Genomic DNA, 16722 nt, shown 5'->3' with positions numbered 1-16722 from the left:
AGGCTGGGGCGCACCATGACTGCGCCATTCGCTGCCGATGCCCGCACCCCCGTCGAGCTGCTGCACGCATACCTGCGCGGCGGCACCCCTTCGGTCGATCCCGCGGCCCCGCTGGTCACCTTCTACGACGACGCCACCGGCGAACGGGTGGAACTGTCCGCCCGGACCTTCGACAACTGGGTCGCCAAGACCGCCAACCTCCTCCAGGACGAGCTGAACGCCGGTCCGGGCGACCGTGCCGCGCTCCTCCTGCCCGCCCACTGGCAGAGCGCCGTCTGGCTGCTGGCCTGCTGGTCGGTCGGGGTGACGGCGGTGCCGGGCGGCGACCCGGCCGCCGCCGACCTGGTGGTGAGCGGCCCGGAAGGCCTGGAGGCCGCCCAGGCTTGCGAGGGCGAGCGCGTCGCCCTCGCGCTGCGCCCGCTCGGCGGCCGTTTCCCGCAGCGCCCGGACGGCTTCCTCGACTACGCCGCAGAGGTGCCCGGCCAGGGCGACCGCTTCGCGCCGTACTCCCCCGTGCCCCCGGACGGGCAGTCGCTGGAGACCTCGGTGGAAGGGCTGCCGCTCAAGCTGACCGGCGAGCAGACCGTCGCGCTGGCCCGGGAGGGCGCCGTCCGTCTCGGGCTGGAGCCCGGGGCGCGGGTGCTGTCCACGTTCTCCTACGACGACTGGGCGGGCCTGGAGGCCGGTCTGCTGGCCCCGCTGGCGGCCGGTGCCTCGGTGGTGCTGTGCCGCAACTCCGAGGGCCTGAGCGCCGAGCAGTGGGAGAAGCGGGTCGAATCCGAACGGGTGACACTGCGCCTCGGCTGACCCCCAGCGAAGGCCCGGCGGGTAGGGATCCCTGCCATGGCCGAGGATGACACCGCGCACCCCCCGACCGACGACACTCCCCCGACGAACGCTCCCCCGGGTGGACCCGGACGCCCGCGCAGGCGCCGGCGGTGGCTGATGATCACCGCCGGCGTCGTCGCGTTCCTCATGGCCGCCACCGGGGTGCTGATCTGGATCGCCTACCGGAAGCTGGACGGCAACATCCAGACCGACTCGGTCACCGACAGACTGCTGGCCGAGCTGGAGGCCGAACGCCCGAGCCGGTCGGCCGGCGCCAAGGGCGCCGAGAACATCCTGCTGATCGGCAGCGACGACCGCTCCGGTGCCAACTCCTCCTACGGCGGCGAGCCGGGCACCCAGCGCTCGGACACCACGATCCTGCTGCACCTGGCCGCCGACCGGCGGCGCGCGACGGCGGTCTCCATCCCCCGCGACGTCATGGTCACCGTCCCCGCGTGCGAGAAGCCGGACGGCACCCGCAGCAAGCCGGGACTGATGCAGTTCAACTGGGCCTTCGAACTGGGCGGCCCGGCCTGCTCGATCCGCACCGTCGAGCAGCTCAGCGGCATCCGGCTCGACCACTACGTGATCCTCGACTTCAACGGCTTCAAGACGATGGTGAACGCGATCGGCGGGGTGGAGGTCTGCGTGCCCCAGCCGATCCACGACAAGGACGCCAAGCTGGACCTGCAGGCCGGCCGCCAGGTGCTGCACGGCGAGCAGGCGCTCGGCTACGTCCGGGCCCGGGAGAGCCTGGGCGACGGCAGCGACACCCAGCGGATGGGCCGTCAGCAGCAGTTCCTGGCCTCGCTGATCCGCAAGGTGCAGTCGCAGGGGGTGCTGCTGAACCCGGCGCGGCTCTGGCCGGTGCTGGACGCGGCCACCTCCTCGATCAAGGCGGACGGCGCCCTGTCCTCGCTCGGCGCGCTGTACGACCTCACCCAGGACCTGCGCGGCATCCCCTCGCCGGACATGGCGCTGCTGACCGTGCCGCGCCGCCCGTACCGCTACGACTCGGACCGGGACGAGTTCGTGCAGCCGCAGACCACCCAGCTGTTCACGGTGCTGCGGGACGACCGGCCGGTCGCCGTCCGCGCGCCCGGTTCGGCACCCACGGCGGACGTCGGCACCGGCCCGACGGCGGCCGCCGGGGCGGGGACGGCCGCCGGGGCGGGGGCGAACCAGGCGACGGCGTCACCCTCGGCGAACGCCTCGCCGACGTTCGAGGGACGCACGGCCGACGTGGACCCCTGCGCTCCGCACTGACCGGGGCGACGCCGCAGGCCGGCACGGCCGGGGCGGGTACCGCCCCGGAAATGCGGGGCCCGTTCGGCGACTTTGCCGATCCCTTGCCTTCACATGACGCAAGTCACACCCGGATCGATTCCCCCGTTCGGCTCGTTTAGTGTGTCCGGATCGGCCCGTTGGTACGGGTGGGCCGGAGCCGCGACCGGTCCGAAGATAGGGAAACCCCGTGTACGAGGAGCAACCGGAAACCGGTCAGTACCGGATGGACCCGGCCACCGGCGTCCCCCGGCAGCGCCGCCGGAGAGCCGAGGCGGCACCGGCCGGGGAGGGCCGCCGGGACAGCCGACGGCGGGCGGCCGCGACGGCCAAGCGGAACCGGCGCCGACGAATACTCAAGTGGACGGCCGGCACCGGCGCGCTGGTGATGGTCGCGGGCTGCGGCGGGGCGTACTACCTGTACCAGCACTTCAACGACAACCTGACCTCGGTCAAGGTCCAGTTGGGCGACGAGGCCGAGCGGCCCCAGGCCGCCGGGGACGCGCTGAACATCCTGGTGATCGGCACGGACAGCCGGGAGGGCCTCGGGCGCGAGTACGGCGACGAGGGCAGCACCGGGCACGCCGACACGACGCTGCTGTTCCACATCGCCAAGGACCGCTCCAACGCGACCGTGGTCAGCATCCCGCGCGACCTGATGGTGCCGATCCCGGAGTGCCAGACCGACAAGGGGAAGAAGATCCCCGGCCTGGCGCGGGAGATGTTCAACAGGAGCCTCGGCCAGGACGGGCGCGACGCCGGCTGCACCTGGAAGACCGTCGAGAAGATGACCGGGATCCGGGTCGACCACTTCGTGCAGGTCAACTTCGAAGCGGTGAAGACCCTGTCCACCGCCGTCGGCGGAGTGGAGGTCTGCGCGGGCAAGGACATCGACGACAAGGACTCGCACCTGAAGATGTCCAAGGGCCGCCACACGGTCCAGGGCGAGGAGGCGCTGGCCTTCGTCCGCACCCGGCACGCGGTCGGCTTCGGCGGCGACCTCACCCGGATCCCGCTCCAGCAGCAGTTCATCAGCTCGATGATCCGCAAGATCAAGAGCGACGACACCCTGACCAGTCCCGCCAAGCTCTACAAGCTCGCGGACGCCGCCACCAAGGCGCTCACCGTGGACTCCGGCATCGGCAGCGTCGACAAGCTCAAGGACCTGGCGCAGGACATCAGCAAGGTGGACACCAAGAACATCACCTTCACCACCGTGCCGGTCCTGGACGACCCCAAGGACAACGACCGGCTCATCCTCAAGCAGCCCGACGCCGGGCAGGTGTTCTCGATGATCGCGGGCGACCGCTCACTGACCGGGACGACCGCCCCGCCGGCCGCCGGGACCCCTGCCCCGGCCACCCCCTCCGCCGCCGCCCCGTCCACCCCGGCGGTGGACGCCAAGGACGTCCGGGTGACGGTGCGCAACGGCAGCGGGACGCGCGGGCAGTCCGGTCCGACGGTGGAGAAACTGAAGGCCAAGGGCTTCGCCAGGGCCGCGGTCGCCTCCGACGCGGCGGTCACGGCGACCACCACCGTGTCGTATCCGGCCGGCCAGGAGGCCGAGGCCACCGCCCTGGCCACCGCCCTCGGGCTGCCCGCCGACGCCGTACGGCCGGACCCGAAGGCGGACCCGAAGGGCGCACTGGTGCTGGTGCTCGGCAAGGACGCCCTCGCGACCCCCACCCAGGCGCCGACGGAGGCGCCGAAGGACCTCCAGCGGGTGCAGGCGGACGACACCGACATCTGCGCCAAGTAGCCAAGTAGCGGACAGGGGCGGGGGTTCCGGCGTCACCGGTGAGGACGGAGGCCGGGCTCGGCCCGCCCTCAATCGTCCTCGCACCCACCGACGGTGGCGGGTGCCGCCGATCAACGCGCCCGGGAGAGCACGTCCTTCGAGGACGGGCTGACGCTCCTTATCACCCGGCGGGCCAGTGAGCGGGGCGACGTGATGAAGCCGAAGCCCCAGCTGAGGTGCATGGTCGCGAACGCCACCGGCAGCAGCGACCTGGCCTTGAAGGACAGACCGCGGCCCTCGACCACCGCGCCGCCCAGGATGCCCAGCAGGTAGGCGCCGGGCACCGCGAGGAAGGCCGGGTGGACGGCGACCCCGAGCACCAGGCCGAGCACGACCGCGAGCAGCGCGGACGGCGGGGCGAGGTAGCGCAGGTTGACCGAGCCGCGGTGGTAACGGGTGACCACCCGGCGCCAGCGGCCGTAGTCCTTGTACTGCTTGGCCAGCGCCCGGACCGACGGCCGGGGCCGGTAGGTCACCTTGAGCTGCGGGGTGAACCAGACCAGCCCGCCGTCCTGGCGGATCCGGTAGTTCAGCTCCCAGTCCTGGGCGCGGATGAACTCCTCGTTGTAGCCGCCGAGCCTCTCCAGCACCTCCCGCCGGAACACCCCGAGGTAGACGGTGTCCGCCGGGCCGGCCAGGCCGCCGGTGTGGAAGGCCGCGTTGCCGACACCGAGCTTGGAGGTCATCGCGGCCGCGACCGCGTTCTCCCACTCGGTCTCGCCCTCGGCGTGCATGATGCCGCCGACGTTGGCCGCGTCCATCTCGCCGAGCAGCCGGACCGCCGTGGTGATGTAGCCGGGGGTGAGCAGGCCGTGGCCGTCCACGCGCACCACTATCGGGTACTGCGAGCCCCGGATGGCGGCGTTCAGCCCCGCGGGGGTCCGGCCGGTGGGGTTCTCCACCGTGCGCACCCGCGGATCCTCGGCCACCAGCTCGGCCGCGATCTCGGCGGTGCGGTCGGTGGAGGGGCCGAGGGCGATCACCACTTCCATCGGCCCGGGGTAATCCTGGTCCAGGATGCGCCGGACCGCCGTGCGCAGGTGTCGTTCCTCGTTGAGCACCGGCATGATCACGGAAACAGCCGGCAGCTCCTCAGCAGCCTTGGTGTTCATCGGGGCCAACCGTACCGGTGCCGACGCGTCTCCGTCTTGTCCCGGTCTGGGCGGCTCCGGGCACCCCGAAGGGCGGTACCGGCGCTGTGATCACGCCCACCGTACCGCCCCGCTCCCCAGGACCCGAATCGGAGTGGGAACGGTGCAGGTTCGGGGCAGGTTCAAAGCCAGTGGTGAACGACGGTGAACAGCGTGAAACCGGCTGGCGAGAGGGAGGTCACCAGGTGCTGGGGGCGGGGGCGTCCGGGGGCGGCATTCGGCGATCCCCTCAGCATCGGACGATCAGCCCAGCCGTCCGATGGCCGTCCATGGCGCAGGGGCCGGGTGCTGTGCGCACCCGGCCCCTGACCCCCGTACCCCCCGGTTTCCCCCGTTCCCCCGGTTTCCCCCCGGGGTGACCCGACGTCCCCCGTCGCCGGGTCAGTCCGTCGCGATGGCCGCGAGGACGTTCATGCGTCCGGCCCGGAAGGCCGGGACGAGGGCGGCGACCAGACCGATCACCACCGAGGAGACCAGCGTCACCGCGATCGTGGTGGTCGGGATGGAGAGCGTCCCGAGGCCCTGGTCCCGCAGCACCCGCTGGGCGGTGATGCCCCAGGCCAGGCCCAGCCCGGTGCCGAGGACGGCGCCGAACACCGCGATCACCACGGACTCCAGCCGGATCATCCGGCGCAGCTGGCGGCGGGAGAGCCCGATCGCCCGCAGCAGGCCGATCTCGCGGGTCCGCTCGACCACCGACAGCGCCAGGGTGTTGACCACGCCGAGCACCGCGACGGTGATCGACAGGCCGACCAGTCCGTAGATCAGGTAGAGCAGGGTGTTGATCTGGGACTGCACCAGCTCCTTGTAGCCGGCCTGGTCCTTGACGGTCAGCTGCGGGTACTTCTTGAGCGCGTCCTCCAGGGCGGTCAGCGTCTTGGCGACGTCGGCTCCGGAGGAGGCCTTGGCGTAGAACACCCGGTCGGCGGGCTGGTCGGCGGCCGGGACGGCCTTGGCCATGGTGGCGAAGTCGACGAAGGAGGCGCCCCCGTAGAGCGAGCCCTTCTCGAACACGACGCCCACCGGCAGCACCTGGATGTGGCCCCCGGCATAGCGGACGGTGATGCTGTCGCCGACCTTGAGGTTGTGGTCGGTGGCGAACTTCTCGCCGATGCCCAGCGAGCCGCGCCCGATCGACTCCACCGTGCCGGACTTGACCGGCAGCCGGAAGTCGGTGCTGAAGAAGCTCTGCGGCACGGCGGCGACCCCGGCCCGCTTGGTCTGCCCGTCGGGCAGCTGGAACTTGGCGTCGAGGTCCTTCTCGGTGGTGACGTGGTCGATGCCCTGGGTCCGCTTCACCGCGTCGATCATCTCGGTGGTGACGCCCGTCTGGCCGCCGCGGATGATGTAGTCCACGCCCACCGACTTGTCGATCTGCGCGCTGGCCGAGCTGACCGCCGAGGAGCTGAAGACCGAGGAACCGATCACCAGCGCCAGGCCGATCATCAGCGCGGCGGCGGTGGCGCCGGTGCGGCGTGGGTTGCGCATCGCGTTGCGCTGGGCGAGCTTGCCGGAGGGACCGAACAGGGCCGGGAGCAGGACCCCGAGCACCTTGATGACGACGGTGGCCAGCAGCGGGCCGAGCACCACGAAGCCGATCAGGGTGAGCACCAGGCCCAGGCCGAGGTACTGGCCGCCGGTGGAGGCCTTCTCGGCGGTGCCGGCGAGCACCAGCAGGCCGGCGCCGCCTGCGGTCAGCAGCAGGCCGATGATCGTCCGGACGATGTTGGAGCGGGCCTCGGCCGGGGTGCCGTGGTCGCGCAGGGCGGCCATCGGCGCGATCTTGCTGGCCCGGCGGGCCGGGATCCAGGCGGCGATGACGGTGATCAGGATGCCCACCGCGTAGCCGGCCACGAACACGTCCGGCCCGATCTCCAGGTCGCCCGCGTCGAGGTCCATGCCGATCGCGTTCATCAGCTTGATCAGGCCGACCGCGACGCCCAGGCCGACCGCCACCCCGAGGGTCGAGCCGAGCACGCCCAGGATCAGCGCCTCGACCAGCACCGAGCCGTTCACCTGTCGACGGCTGCCGCCGATGGCGCGCAGCAGGCCGATCTCGCGGGTGCGCTGGGCGACCAGCATCGAGAAGGTGTTGATGATCAGGAAGCCGCCGACGATCAGCGAGATGCCGGCGAAGCCGAGCATCGCGTACTTCATGAAGTTGAGCCCGCTGCCGATCGCCTTGGTGTTCTCGTCCTTCTGCTCGGCCGCGGTCTTGACCTGGTAGCCGGCGCCGACCTTGGCGAGGGCGTCGGCCTTGAGCTGGTCGTCGCTGCGGCTGCCGTCGCCGAAGGCCTCGACGGAGGTGTAGGCCTGCTCGCCGAGCAGCACCTGCTGGGCGGTCGGGGTGTCGAGGAAGGCCAGGGCCGCGCCCGGGTTGGTGGTGACGAAGGTGGCGATGCCGACGATCGTGTACTCGTGCCGGCCCCCGGCGTTGTCGACCCGGATCCTGTCGCCGACGCCGAGCTTGGCCTTCTTGGCGGTGTCCGCGTCCAGCACCAGTTCGCCGGAGTTCTGCGGGACGTGCCCGGAGGTGATCTTCACCGGGTTGCGCGGGGTGTCGGTCCAGTTGCCGAGCAGGGTGGGCGCGCCGGTGGTCGGGCCGACCAGCTTGTCGGTGGCCGGGTTGACCAGGACAGCGTTGCCGACCATGACCTGGCCGACGGCCGTCTTCACGCCGGGCACCGCGGCGACCTGCTGGGCCAGCGAGACCGGGACCGTCGACGGCTTGTCGGCGGCCGGCTGGTCGTCGTCGTCGGCCGGCTTGGGCGGCTGGACCGAGATGTCCGAGGCGGTCGCGGCGAAGAGCTTGGAGAAGGTGCTGGTGGCGGTGTTGGAGAACACCAGGGTGCCGGACACGAAGGCGACCGACAGCACGACGGCGATGAGCGAGAGCGCCATCCGGCCCTTGTGGGCGAAGAAGCTCCGCAGTGAGGTCTTGAGCAGCATGGTGAGGTCGTCCCGTCGCTCAGCTGGTGCGCTTGCCGTCGAAACGGCGCATGCGTTCGAGGACGGAGTCGGCGGTGGGCGAGTGCATCTCGTCGACGATCACGCCGTCGGCGAGGAAGAGCACGCGGTCCGCGTAGCCGGCGGCGACCGGGTCGTGGGTGACCATGACCATGGTCTGGCCCAGCTCGTCCACCGAGCGGCGCAGGAAGGTCAGCACCTCGGCGCCGGCCCGGGAGTCCAGGTTGCCGGTGGGCTCGTCGCCGAAGATGATCTCGGGTCGGGCGGCCAGGGCCCGGGCCACCGCGACGCGCTGCTGCTGGCCGCCGGAGAGCTGGGTGGGGCGGTGCTTGAGCCGGCCGGCCAGGCCGACGGTCTCCACCACCTGGTCCAGCCAGGCCGGGTCGGGCTTGCGGCCGGCGATGTCCATCGGGAGCGTGATGTTCTCCAGCGCGTTCAGGGTCGGCAGCAGGTTGAACGCCTGGAAGATGAAGCCGATCTTGTCGCGGCGCAGCCTGGTGAGCTGCTTGTCCTTGAGACCGGTGATCTCCGTGTCGCCGATCCAGATCCGACCGCTGCTGACCGTGTCCAGGCCGGCCAGGCAGTGCATCAGGGTCGACTTGCCGGAGCCGGAGGGGCCCATGATCGCGGTGAACCGACCGCGCTGGATGTCCACGTCGACCGCGTCGAGGGCGGTCACCTTGGTCTCGCCCGAGCCGTACGCCTTGGTGACCTGACGGGCCGACGCGGCGACGGCGGACGGTCCGCCGGGAAGCTGGGGGTCGTACACGGCTGCTGCCGTCGTCACTGGAGTCTCCTAAGAAGTGGGCCCACCCGTTGGCCCCCACCCTGCCGACGCGGTCGGCCGCGGACCCGACGGAATCGGGCCGCGTTCGGGCGGGCGGGGACGTGGGATCCACGGTAGGAGTCGGGCGCGGGCCGCTCGTCCTCCGTCGGAATGAAGCGCTGCAACCAAGGTTCTACGGGGTACGGCGCCCCCTCCCCTAGGGGGCGCCGCGGGCCTTCTCGGGGTCGCCCCGTACGGGGGCCGCGCCGACCGTCGCTCAGCCGGTCAGCGCGGGTACGGCCAGCCGCTCCAGGGCCTCGGCGAAGCCCGCCACGACGGGGGTCAGCAGGGTGTCGGTCTCGCGCTCGACCAGGGTGGTGCCGTCCTCCCCGGCGGTGATGTGGCGGTCGAGCACGAACCAGCCCTGGGTGATGTGGCCGGCGCCCATCGAGCTGAGCACCGGGCGCAGCGCGTAGTCCACCGCGAGGACGTGCGCGGGCGAGCCGCCGGTGGCCAGCGGCAGGACGGCCTTGCCGGCCAGGGCGTACTGCGGGAGCACGTCCAGCAGGGCCTTCAGCAGGCCCGAGTAGGCGGCCTTGTAGACGGGGGTGCCGATGACCACGCCGTCGGCGCGGGCGAACAGCTCGGTGACGGCGACGATCTCGGGGTGGTCGAAGTCGCCGGACAGCAGCGCGTGCGCGGGCAGGCTGCGGGCCTCGAAGGGGATGACGCGGTGGCCGCGGTCGACGAGACGGGCGTCGACGTGGCGCAGCAGGCGGGTGGTGCGGGAGGTGACGGACGGGGAGCCGGAAACGGACAGGACGGTGGCCATGGTTCACCTCTGGCTGGAAGCGGGGGCGGCTCTGCGAAACGGCGCCGCAGCGGGCGGGGCGCTGCGGTTCGGTGCTCGGAAGGGGGCGTCTCGACGGGCGCGAGGCGCGGGCGTCAGCCGCGACAGAGCGAGCAGGCCACCCCACGCCGCAGGTCGACGTACCGCCGACGCGTGAGTGCCCAACGCTGATCCATGCCTGAAATGCAAACACGCTGTGTTCGAGGCGGTCAAGAATCGTTTCGGCCGCTGGAACACGGGTGACGGGACGTTTCGGCGGAACGATCCGGTACGTGCATCAAAACTGCTACAAGAGGCCTGGTGGGCCCCCCGGGGGGAGTCAGCGCGACCGGGGTCGGGCATCCTCGACGGCATGAACACGTGGCAGGAGGGCCGCCCGGGCGGCGGTGGGAACCCGTACGGCGGCAACGGCGGAGGCGGGGCGGCAGCCGAGCCGCCGCTGCCGGCCTCGCTGAACCCGCGTGGGCCGGGGGCGCCCGCGCCGCGGCAGCCCGAGCCCTCCCGGTACGGAGGCGTCCCTGCGCAGGGCTCGCCCGGCGGCCCGGGTGGCCCCGGCGGCCCGGGTGGTCCCGGCGGCCCCACTCGCCCCGGCGGCCCGGGTGGTCCCGGCGGCCCGGCCGGTGTGCGGCCGGCCGGTGCGCAGGCCAAGCGCTGGCCGCGGCGCCGGATCGTCAAGTGGTCGGTCTTCGGCCTGCTGATCGCCGTCATGGTGACCGCCGTGTCCACCTACTTCTGGGCGGACTCCAAGCTCAACCACGAGAACGTGCTGGCCGACTACCCGGGCCGCCCGGCGGCGGGCAAGGGCACCAACTGGCTGATCGTCGGCTCGGACAGCCGCGAGGGCCTCAGCGAGGCCCAGCAGGACGAGATGCACACCGGCCACGACGTCGAGGGCAAGCGCAGCGACTCGATGATGATCCTGCACATCGGGGACCACGGGAACACCCTGATGAGCATCCCGCGCGACTCCTGGGTGCCGATCCCCGAGTTCAAGACGAGCAGCGGGAAGACCGTCAAGGCCACCACCTCGAAGATCAACTCGGCGTTCGCCAACGGCAACGGCCGGCTCCTGGTGCAGACCGTCGAGATGAACACCGGCATCCGCATCGACCACTACGCCGAGATCGGCTTCGCCGGGTTCGCCGGCATCGTCGACTCGATCGGTGGCGTCGAGATGCACATCGACCAGGACATCAAGGACCGGGACTCCGGCCTCGACCTCAAGGCCGGCGACCAGACCCTCAACGGCGCCCAGGCCCTCGCCTTCGTCCGCCAGCGCCACCAGATGGCCGACCAGGACCTCGGCCGGATGCGCAACCAGCAGAAGTTCCTCGGCGCCCTCGCCCACCAGGCCGCCTCCCCGGGTACCGTGCTCAACCCGTTCACCTTCTACCCGCTGGTCGACTCGGCGCTCGGCACCCTGATCGTCGACGATGACTGCGGGCTGACCGACCTGGGCTCGCTCTTCCTCGCCATGAAGGACGTCAACGGCGGCGGCGGCAAGACCATGACCGTCCCGATCGGCAACGCGGACTTCCACACCAAGACCGGCGAGTCCGCGGTGCAGTGGGACGCCAACAAGTCCAAGCAGGTCTTCGACGCCTTCAAGAACGACAGCGCGGTGCCGGACTTCAAGTAACCGGCGACTTCGAGTGATCGGTCCGTCACCATGGGTGGATGTCACTCGTCACCGCACTCGTCTACCGCCGACGCCACCGCCTCCTGGGCCGCCTGGTCCAGGAGGCGCTCGCGCTCTACGGCATGGAGGTGCCGGCCGCCTGCGAGATCGGCCCCGGACTCACCGTGTTCCACCGCGGCTTCGGCACCGTGCTGCACCCGTACACCACGCTCGGCGCGAACGTGACGCTCTACAACGGCGTGACCGTCGGCCGCGCCGATCCGTGGGTGCCCCAGGAGCGCAGCGCGATGCGGCGGGTGGTGGTCGAGGACGGCGCGGTGCTGTGCGCGGGCGCCAAGGTGGTGTGCAAGGAGGGCGTGCTGACCGTCGGCGCGGGGACCGTCGTCGGCGCCAACGCCGTACTCACCCGCTCGACCGGGCCGGGCGAGATCTGGGCCGGGGCACCCGCCCGCAAGGTCGGGATGCGGGAGGGCACTTGGGTACCCGCCGCGGCTCGTGCCTGACGGGCGGGCGCCCGACGAGGCCCGCCCGACGGACGCCCCCCGCCCCGGACTCAGGCCGACGGGGCGGCCGGCAGCCGGTCCAGCGCGATGCCGAAGTGCTCGCGGTACGCGGACAATGCCCCGGCATCGGTGAGTTGCTCCTCGGTGCGGGCGCCGTCGGAGCCGGTCCGGATCAGTCGGGTGCCGCTGAGGGTGGTCCGGCCGCCGTCCGGGGCGAGGAGCGAGCAGGTGGCCGACCGGGTGAAGTGGGACTGCGGCGAGGTGGCCTGCCACCAGCAGGTCGGCCCGAAGTCGGCCAGCCGGTACGGGCGCGGGTCGAGCCGGTACTGCGGCGCGCCGTCCAGCCGCACGTCCAGCTCGCCGTGGTCGCCGTACGGGCTGATCACGACCGTGCCGTGCGGGTCGGACTGCGGGCCGCGCTCGTCCAGGCGCAGCGGGAACAGGCTGAAGCGGCCGAAACCCACGTCGACCAGCCACGGTTCGTCCAGGTCGACCCGCAGCGCCAGGTGGTCGAACGGCGGCCCGGGGCGCTCCCCGTCGAAGACCCGGGCGGCCAGCAGGCTCACCCGGTAGCCCAGTGAGCGCAGCAACTCGGCGAAGGCGCCGTTGAGTTCGTAGCAGAAGCCGCCGCGTCGCCGGTCCACCAGCTTCGCCACCAGCGCCGTCGGCTCCAGCACCACGGGCTCGCCGAGGTGGATGCTCAGGTTCTCGAACGGCACCGCGCGCAGGTGGGCCCGCTGCAGCCGCGCCAGGCCCTCCGCCGACGGCGGCCCGGGTTCGGCCAGCCCGATCCGCTCCAGGTACGCCGCCCGTACGGCCGGTGCCAGCCCCTCGTACGCCTTCTCGTGATCCACCCGCCCATTCCACCCCGGTCGTGGGCGTTCGGCCATCGGTCCTTCGGCCTAGGACGCCGTCCGGCGGGAACACCACCGCCCCGGAGCGGGAGGTCGGCAGGTCCGACTTCCCGCTCCGGGGCGGTGGGCGTCACCGGTCCCGGAGGGCGGTGATTACTCGACCACGCCGGACTTGGCGATGGTGATCTTGGCCGAGGTGCGGCCGCTCTGCGAGCCGAGGCCCTCGATCTTCTTCACCAGGTCCATGCCCTCGACGACCTCGCCGAAGACGACGTGCTTGCCGTCCAGCCAGTCGGTGACGATGGTGGTGATGAAGAACTGCGAACCGTTGGTGTTGCGGCCGGCGTTGGCCATCGACAGCAGGCCCGGGCGGTCGTGCTTGAGCTTGAAGTTCTCGTCCTCGAACTTCGCACCGTAGATGCTCTTGCCGCCGGTGCCGTTGTGGTTGGTGAAGTCACCGCCCTGCAGCATGAAGGCCGGGATCACGCGGTGGAAGCCGGAGCCCTCGTAGCCGAAGCCGTTCTGGCCGGTGGCCAGCTCACGGAAGTTGCGGGCGGTCTTCGGGACGTCCTCGTCAAAGAGCTTGAAGACGATGCGGCCCGCCGGCTCGTCGTTGATGGTGATGTCGAAGAAAACGTTGGAACCCATGCAGGGATCATGGCACGAGCGGCCGGACGTCGCTCGCCACCCCCGGAGGGCGCGAGGTCACAGTGGCGTGTTATCCGGCCGGCGTCGGGCAGTCGGTGTACCCCTCGGATCCGCCGGTGCACATCAGCCCGTCCCGGACGGGGTTGAGCGCGGCGCCGGTGCGCAGGCGCTCGACCGGACCGGGGTCGACGGGGCCGTCACCAGCCGGTCGGGCAGGCGCGGCGGGCCGAGGTGGCGGGCTGGAAGAGGCGGCGGTGGACCGGGTGGTCCACATCCAGGAGCTGTTCGCGGCCGGACTGCACAGCCGCACCGTCCACAAGGTCCTCCCTTGCATGCGGGACTCGGACGGCGGCCCGAACGAGATCGCCACGCCCAAGCTGGTCGAAGAGCTCACCTCGGAGCGCGACCGGATCGACCGGATGATCACCGATCTGCTGCGCTCGCGCGAGGTGCTGGACGAGGTGATCGTCGCCGCCGCCGGGAAGCCCGAGGCGACCTAGGCCGGGGCCTGGGTTTGGTCTTGGGCCTTCACGCCTCCGGCTTGGGCCTTCACGCCTTCAGCTTGCGCCAGACCGTCTCCAGGGCGGCGACGTCCGCCTCGTCCAGCCGGTCGGTGAAGACCGGCGCGAGGACGGCCCGCCGGGTGGCGTCGGCCTCGGCGAAGGCGGCCCGGCCCTGCTCGGTCAGCTCGATCCGCACCGAGCGGGCGTCCGAGGCCGAGGACGTCCGGGAGACCAGCCCGCGAGCGGCCAGGGCGTCCACCACCCGGGAGACCTGGCTGCGGCTGAGCATGGTCTTCGCGCCGAGGTCGGAGGCGGCGACCGGCTCCGACTGGCCGTTCAGCCAGAGCATCACCTCGAACCAGGACAGCGGCAGCCCGTGCACCCGGGCGAGTTCACGGTCCACCCGCGCGGCGAGGGTGGTGCCGGCCCAGACCAGGCCGTAGAAGACGTGGTCCTGCTCCGACAGCGGGCCCAGGGTGAGATCGGCACGGTCCATGGCGTTCATCGTACCGAGGTTGCGTGTGCGTACACACAGAGGCGCCGTGTGTGGGCGCACGCGCAACCGCCCTTCGCCCCGGTCCCCTCCGAGGAGGCGCCGGCGCACTGCGCGGCCGCCCGGCCGTAACCGCGCCGGCACCAGTAGCATCGGCCTCCAACCACCATGAGGGGGGCTGGACATGAACCGGATCGGGGTCTATCTGGCGCATCCGCGGCCGGGCAGCTTCAACCACGCGCTGTACGAGGCCGTGGTGGACGAACTGCGCGGGCGCGGCTGCGAGGTACGGGCGCACGACCTGTACGCCGACGGGTTCGCGCCGCTGCTCACCGCCGAGGAGACCGGCACGGTGGCCGACGCCGGGGCCGCCGCCGACCCCCGACTCGCCGCGCACCGTGCCGAGGTGGTCACCCTGGACGCGCTGGTGCTGATCCATCCCAACTGGTGGGGCATGCCGCCCGCCGTGCTGACCGGCTGGGTCCAGCGGGTGCTGGCCCCCGGCGTCGCGTACAAGCTCGGCACCGCCGACGGCGAGCCCGCCGGACTGCTGCGGGCCGGGCGGGCCCTGGTGCTGAACACCTCGGACACCCCCGAGGCCCGGGAGCGCGAGGAGTTCGGCGATCCGCTGGAGCGGATCTGGGCGGCCTGTGTGCTGCCGTACGTCGGCGTCACCGAGGTCCGGCGGACGGTCTTCCGGACGGTCACCGACTCCCCCGCCGCCGAGCGGGCCGGGTGGCTGCGGCAGGCACGGGAGCAGGCGGCCGCGCTGCTCGACTGAGCGGTCGGGCGAGCCCTACAGGTCCAGTTCGGCGACGGCCTGTCCGCCGCTCAGCTCGCCGGTCGGGCGGAAGCCCAGCCTGGCGTAGAAGCCGGCCGGGCCGGCCGGGCCGGGCTCGTAGGTGACGGTCGCACGGGTGCCGCCGCGGCGGCGGATCTCCGCGCAGACCTGCTCGACGGCGAAACGCCCGTAGCCGCCGCCCTGCCGCTCGGCGTCGATCAGCAGGCGCCACAGGCCGGAGCGGGGGCGGTCCTCGGGCCGCTCGGGGTGGAAGGTCACGCCGAAGAAGGCCATCACGAAGCCGACCGGCCGCCCACCGTCCAGGATCAGCCGGGGCCAGGCCGTCTCCCCGTGTACGTACGCCTCGGCCAGCGACTTCGCCACCGGCGCGACCAGGCCCTCCTGGTCGGGGCGGACCCGCAGGGCCAGGGCGGCGTCGATGTTGTCGGGGGTGAGGGCGGCCAGGCTGAGCGTGTCGGACATGGCGGGCAGCCTAGGGAACCAGGCTGCCCGCCGTCGCCCGGTTTCCCGGGAGTGCGACCAGGAGGGCGCTCAGGCGCCGGCCGGGTAGTCGGTGCCGCGGCCGACCGACTCCCAGGTCTCGGCCTCGCTGCGGGCGCCGTCCAGGTGGCCGAGGACCGCGTCCACGGCGTCGCTGCCGAGGGCGAGCCGCAGCGGGGTCCGCTCGGCGTCCAGGGCGGCCAGGATCGCCCCGGCGGCCTTCACCGGGTCACCGGGCTGCTTGCCGTCGGAGTCCGGCAGGCCGGTGCGGACCGGGCCGACCAGCGGGTCGTACGCGGCGATCGGGGCGGAGTGGGCGAGCGCGTCGCCGCCCGCGAAGCCGGTCCGGAACGCGCCCGGCTCGACGATCAGCACCTTGATCCCGAAGCCGGCCACCTCCTGCGCCAGCGCCTCGGACAGGCCCTCCAGCGCGAACTTGGTGGCCGAGTAGGCGCCCACGCCGGGGAAGGAGAGCCGGCCACCCATGCTGCTCATCTGCACCACGGCGCCGCTGCCCCGGGCCCGCATGTGCGGCAGCACGGCCCGGGTGAGCGCGGCCGGGCCGAAGAAGTGCAGGTCCATGAGGTCCCGCAGTTCGCGGTCGGTGGACTCCTCGACGGCGCCGATCAGGCCGCGCCCGGCGTTGTTCACCAGGACGTCGATCCGGCCGAGCCGGGACAGGGCCTCCTCGGCGGCGGCGGAGATCTGGTCGTGGTCGGTGACGTCCAGCCGGACCGGGACGACCCGGCCGGGGTGGGCGGCCTCCAGCTCGGCCAGCGTCTCGGGCCGGCGGGCGGCGGCGACCACGGTGTCGCCGGCGGCGATGGCGGCCTCGGCGATGGCCTGGCCGAAGCCGGAGTTGGCGCCGGTGATCAGCCAGACCTTGCCGGTGGTCTCGTGGGCGGTCATCTGTCTTCCTCCGTACTCGGGTGCACTGCAGGAAAGTTGACGATCATTTATACGACACCGCCGTAGCCGGCGATCAGAGCCGTCCGGGAACGCCGGAGCCCCCGGCCGATCGGAATCGGCCGGGGGCTCCGGGACGTGAGCGGTCAGCTCGCCGTTACGGCAGGTTGCGGGCCATGACGATGCGCTGGACCTGGTTGGTGCCCTCGTAGATCTGGGTGATCTTCGCGTCGCGCATCATCCGCTCCAC

General features: G+C 72.2%; 17 protein-coding genes. 7 read left to right on the top strand and 10 right to left on the bottom strand.

What is annotated here, in order from left to right:
- Positions 1–15: 15 nt before the first annotated feature.
- From ACH4E7_RS40540 to ACH4E7_RS40530, 3 genes are all read left to right on the top strand, one after another.
- Positions 16–807 (top strand): TIGR03089 family protein, encoded by a 792-nt coding sequence (locus ACH4E7_RS40540; RefSeq protein WP_396254227.1) that lies wholly within the window; start codon positions 16–18, stop codon positions 805–807.
- Positions 808–843: 36 nt separating this feature from the next.
- Entirely contained in the window at positions 844–2094 is a 1251-nt protein-coding gene (locus tag ACH4E7_RS40535) for an LCP family protein (RefSeq protein WP_396254226.1), read from the top strand.
- Positions 2095–2302: 208 nt separating this feature from the next.
- Positions 2303–3871, top strand: a complete 1569-nt coding sequence (locus tag ACH4E7_RS40530) for an LCP family protein (protein WP_396254225.1) — start codon at positions 2303–2305, stop codon at positions 3869–3871.
- 110 nt (positions 3872–3981) lie between these two features.
- Here the strand turns inward: ACH4E7_RS40530 and ACH4E7_RS40525 are convergent, their stop codons facing one another.
- The 4 genes from ACH4E7_RS40525 to ssuE form a co-directional block, all read right to left on the bottom strand.
- Positions 3982–5022, bottom strand: coding sequence for a glycosyltransferase family 2 protein (locus ACH4E7_RS40525; protein WP_396254224.1), 1041 nt, complete (start codon positions 5020–5022; stop codon positions 3982–3984).
- Positions 5023–5442: 420 nt separating this feature from the next.
- A complete protein-coding gene (locus tag ACH4E7_RS40520) occupies positions 5443–8010 on the bottom strand; it encodes an ABC transporter permease (RefSeq protein WP_396254223.1) in 2568 nt (855 codons plus the stop codon).
- Between the two features lie 19 nt (positions 8011–8029).
- Entirely contained in the window at positions 8030–8815 is a 786-nt protein-coding gene (locus tag ACH4E7_RS40515; protein ID WP_396254222.1) for an ABC transporter ATP-binding protein, read from the bottom strand.
- A 256-nt stretch (positions 8816–9071) separates the two neighbouring features.
- Positions 9072–9626 carry an NADPH-dependent FMN reductase gene (gene ssuE, locus ACH4E7_RS40510; protein WP_396254221.1) on the bottom strand — a complete coding sequence of 185 codons (555 nt, stop codon included), beginning with the start codon at positions 9624–9626 and terminating at the stop codon, positions 9072–9074.
- Between the two features lie 370 nt (positions 9627–9996).
- Between ssuE and ACH4E7_RS40505 the strand changes: the two genes are divergently transcribed.
- Both ACH4E7_RS40505 and ACH4E7_RS40500 read left to right on the top strand, forming a co-directional pair.
- Positions 9997–11283 carry an LCP family protein gene (locus ACH4E7_RS40505; RefSeq protein WP_396254220.1) on the top strand — a complete coding sequence of 429 codons (1287 nt, stop codon included), beginning with the start codon at positions 9997–9999 and terminating at the stop codon, positions 11281–11283.
- A 38-nt stretch (positions 11284–11321) separates the two neighbouring features.
- Positions 11322–11786 carry a hypothetical protein gene (locus tag ACH4E7_RS40500; protein WP_396254219.1) on the top strand — a complete coding sequence of 155 codons (465 nt, stop codon included), beginning with the start codon at positions 11322–11324 and terminating at the stop codon, positions 11784–11786.
- A 50-nt stretch (positions 11787–11836) separates the two neighbouring features.
- Here ACH4E7_RS40500 and ACH4E7_RS40495 read toward each other — a convergent pair whose 3' ends face one another.
- Entirely contained in the window at positions 11837–12640 is an 804-nt protein-coding gene (locus ACH4E7_RS40495) for an arylamine N-acetyltransferase (protein WP_396254218.1), read from the bottom strand.
- Positions 12641–12793: 153 nt separating this feature from the next.
- Entirely contained in the window at positions 12794–13288 is a 495-nt protein-coding gene (locus ACH4E7_RS40490; protein ID WP_355675841.1) for a peptidylprolyl isomerase, read from the bottom strand.
- Between the two features lie 116 nt (positions 13289–13404).
- Between ACH4E7_RS40490 and ACH4E7_RS40485 the strand changes: the two genes are divergently transcribed.
- On the top strand, positions 13405–13788 hold the full coding sequence (locus tag ACH4E7_RS40485) for a MerR family transcriptional regulator (RefSeq protein WP_396254217.1): 384 nt from the start codon (positions 13405–13407) through the stop codon (positions 13786–13788).
- Positions 13789–13837: 49 nt separating this feature from the next.
- Here ACH4E7_RS40485 and ACH4E7_RS40480 read toward each other — a convergent pair whose 3' ends face one another.
- Positions 13838–14287, bottom strand: coding sequence for a MarR family winged helix-turn-helix transcriptional regulator (locus ACH4E7_RS40480; protein ID WP_396254216.1), 450 nt, complete (start codon positions 14285–14287; stop codon positions 13838–13840).
- Between the two features lie 181 nt (positions 14288–14468).
- Between ACH4E7_RS40480 and ACH4E7_RS40475 the strand changes: the two genes are divergently transcribed.
- Complete coding sequence (locus ACH4E7_RS40475; protein ID WP_396254215.1) at positions 14469–15065, top strand: NAD(P)H-dependent oxidoreductase; 597 nt, start codon at positions 14469–14471, stop codon at positions 15063–15065.
- A gap of 15 nt (positions 15066–15080) precedes the next feature.
- Here ACH4E7_RS40475 and ACH4E7_RS40470 read toward each other — a convergent pair whose 3' ends face one another.
- From ACH4E7_RS40470 to ACH4E7_RS40460, 3 genes are all read right to left on the bottom strand, one after another.
- Positions 15081–15548: a GNAT family N-acetyltransferase gene (locus tag ACH4E7_RS40470; protein WP_396254214.1), complete on the bottom strand. Its 468-nt coding sequence runs from the start codon at positions 15546–15548 to the stop codon at positions 15081–15083.
- Positions 15549–15617: 69 nt separating this feature from the next.
- The gene (locus tag ACH4E7_RS40465; protein WP_396254213.1) at positions 15618–16475 is read right to left on the bottom strand and encodes an oxidoreductase; all 858 of its coding nucleotides are present in this window, start codon (positions 16473–16475) and stop codon (positions 15618–15620) included.
- A 154-nt stretch (positions 16476–16629) separates the two neighbouring features.
- On the bottom strand, positions 16630–16722 hold a 93-nt coding region (locus ACH4E7_RS40460), incomplete at its 5' end, for an acyl-CoA dehydrogenase family protein (protein ID WP_132919430.1).

Source organism: Kitasatospora sp. NPDC018058 (assembly GCF_044327205.1).
Classification (GTDB): domain Bacteria; phylum Actinomycetota; class Actinomycetes; order Streptomycetales; family Streptomycetaceae; genus Kitasatospora.
This window is presented reverse-complemented; position numbering and strand designations above follow the sequence as displayed.

Excerpts from the sequence above, each read along its gene's own strand:
- ACH4E7_RS40540 (WP_396254227.1), top strand. The coding sequence starts at position 16 with ATGACTGCGCCATTCGCTGCCGATGCCCGCACCCCCGTCGAGCTGCTG.
- ACH4E7_RS40535 (WP_396254226.1), top strand. The coding sequence starts at position 844 with ATGGCCGAGGATGACACCGCGCACCCCCCGACCGACGACACTCCCCCG.
- ACH4E7_RS40525 (WP_396254224.1), bottom strand. The coding sequence starts at position 5,022 with ATGAACACCAAGGCTGCTGAGGAGCTGCCGGCTGTTTCCGTGATCATG.
- ACH4E7_RS40520 (WP_396254223.1), bottom strand. The coding sequence starts at position 8,010 with ATGCTGCTCAAGACCTCACTGCGGAGCTTCTTCGCCCACAAGGGCCGG.
- ssuE (WP_396254221.1), bottom strand. The coding sequence starts at position 9,626 with ATGGCCACCGTCCTGTCCGTTTCCGGCTCCCCGTCCGTCACCTCCCGC.
- ACH4E7_RS40505 (WP_396254220.1), top strand. The coding sequence starts at position 9,997 with ATGAACACGTGGCAGGAGGGCCGCCCGGGCGGCGGTGGGAACCCGTAC.
- ACH4E7_RS40500 (WP_396254219.1), top strand. The coding sequence starts at position 11,322 with ATGTCACTCGTCACCGCACTCGTCTACCGCCGACGCCACCGCCTCCTG.
- ACH4E7_RS40490 (WP_355675841.1), bottom strand. The coding sequence starts at position 13,288 with ATGGGTTCCAACGTTTTCTTCGACATCACCATCAACGACGAGCCGGCG.
- ACH4E7_RS40480 (WP_396254216.1), bottom strand. The coding sequence starts at position 14,287 with ATGGACCGTGCCGATCTCACCCTGGGCCCGCTGTCGGAGCAGGACCAC.
- ACH4E7_RS40475 (WP_396254215.1), top strand. The coding sequence starts at position 14,469 with ATGAACCGGATCGGGGTCTATCTGGCGCATCCGCGGCCGGGCAGCTTC.
- ACH4E7_RS40470 (WP_396254214.1), bottom strand. The coding sequence starts at position 15,548 with ATGTCCGACACGCTCAGCCTGGCCGCCCTCACCCCCGACAACATCGAC.
- ACH4E7_RS40465 (WP_396254213.1), bottom strand. The coding sequence starts at position 16,475 with ATGACCGCCCACGAGACCACCGGCAAGGTCTGGCTGATCACCGGCGCC.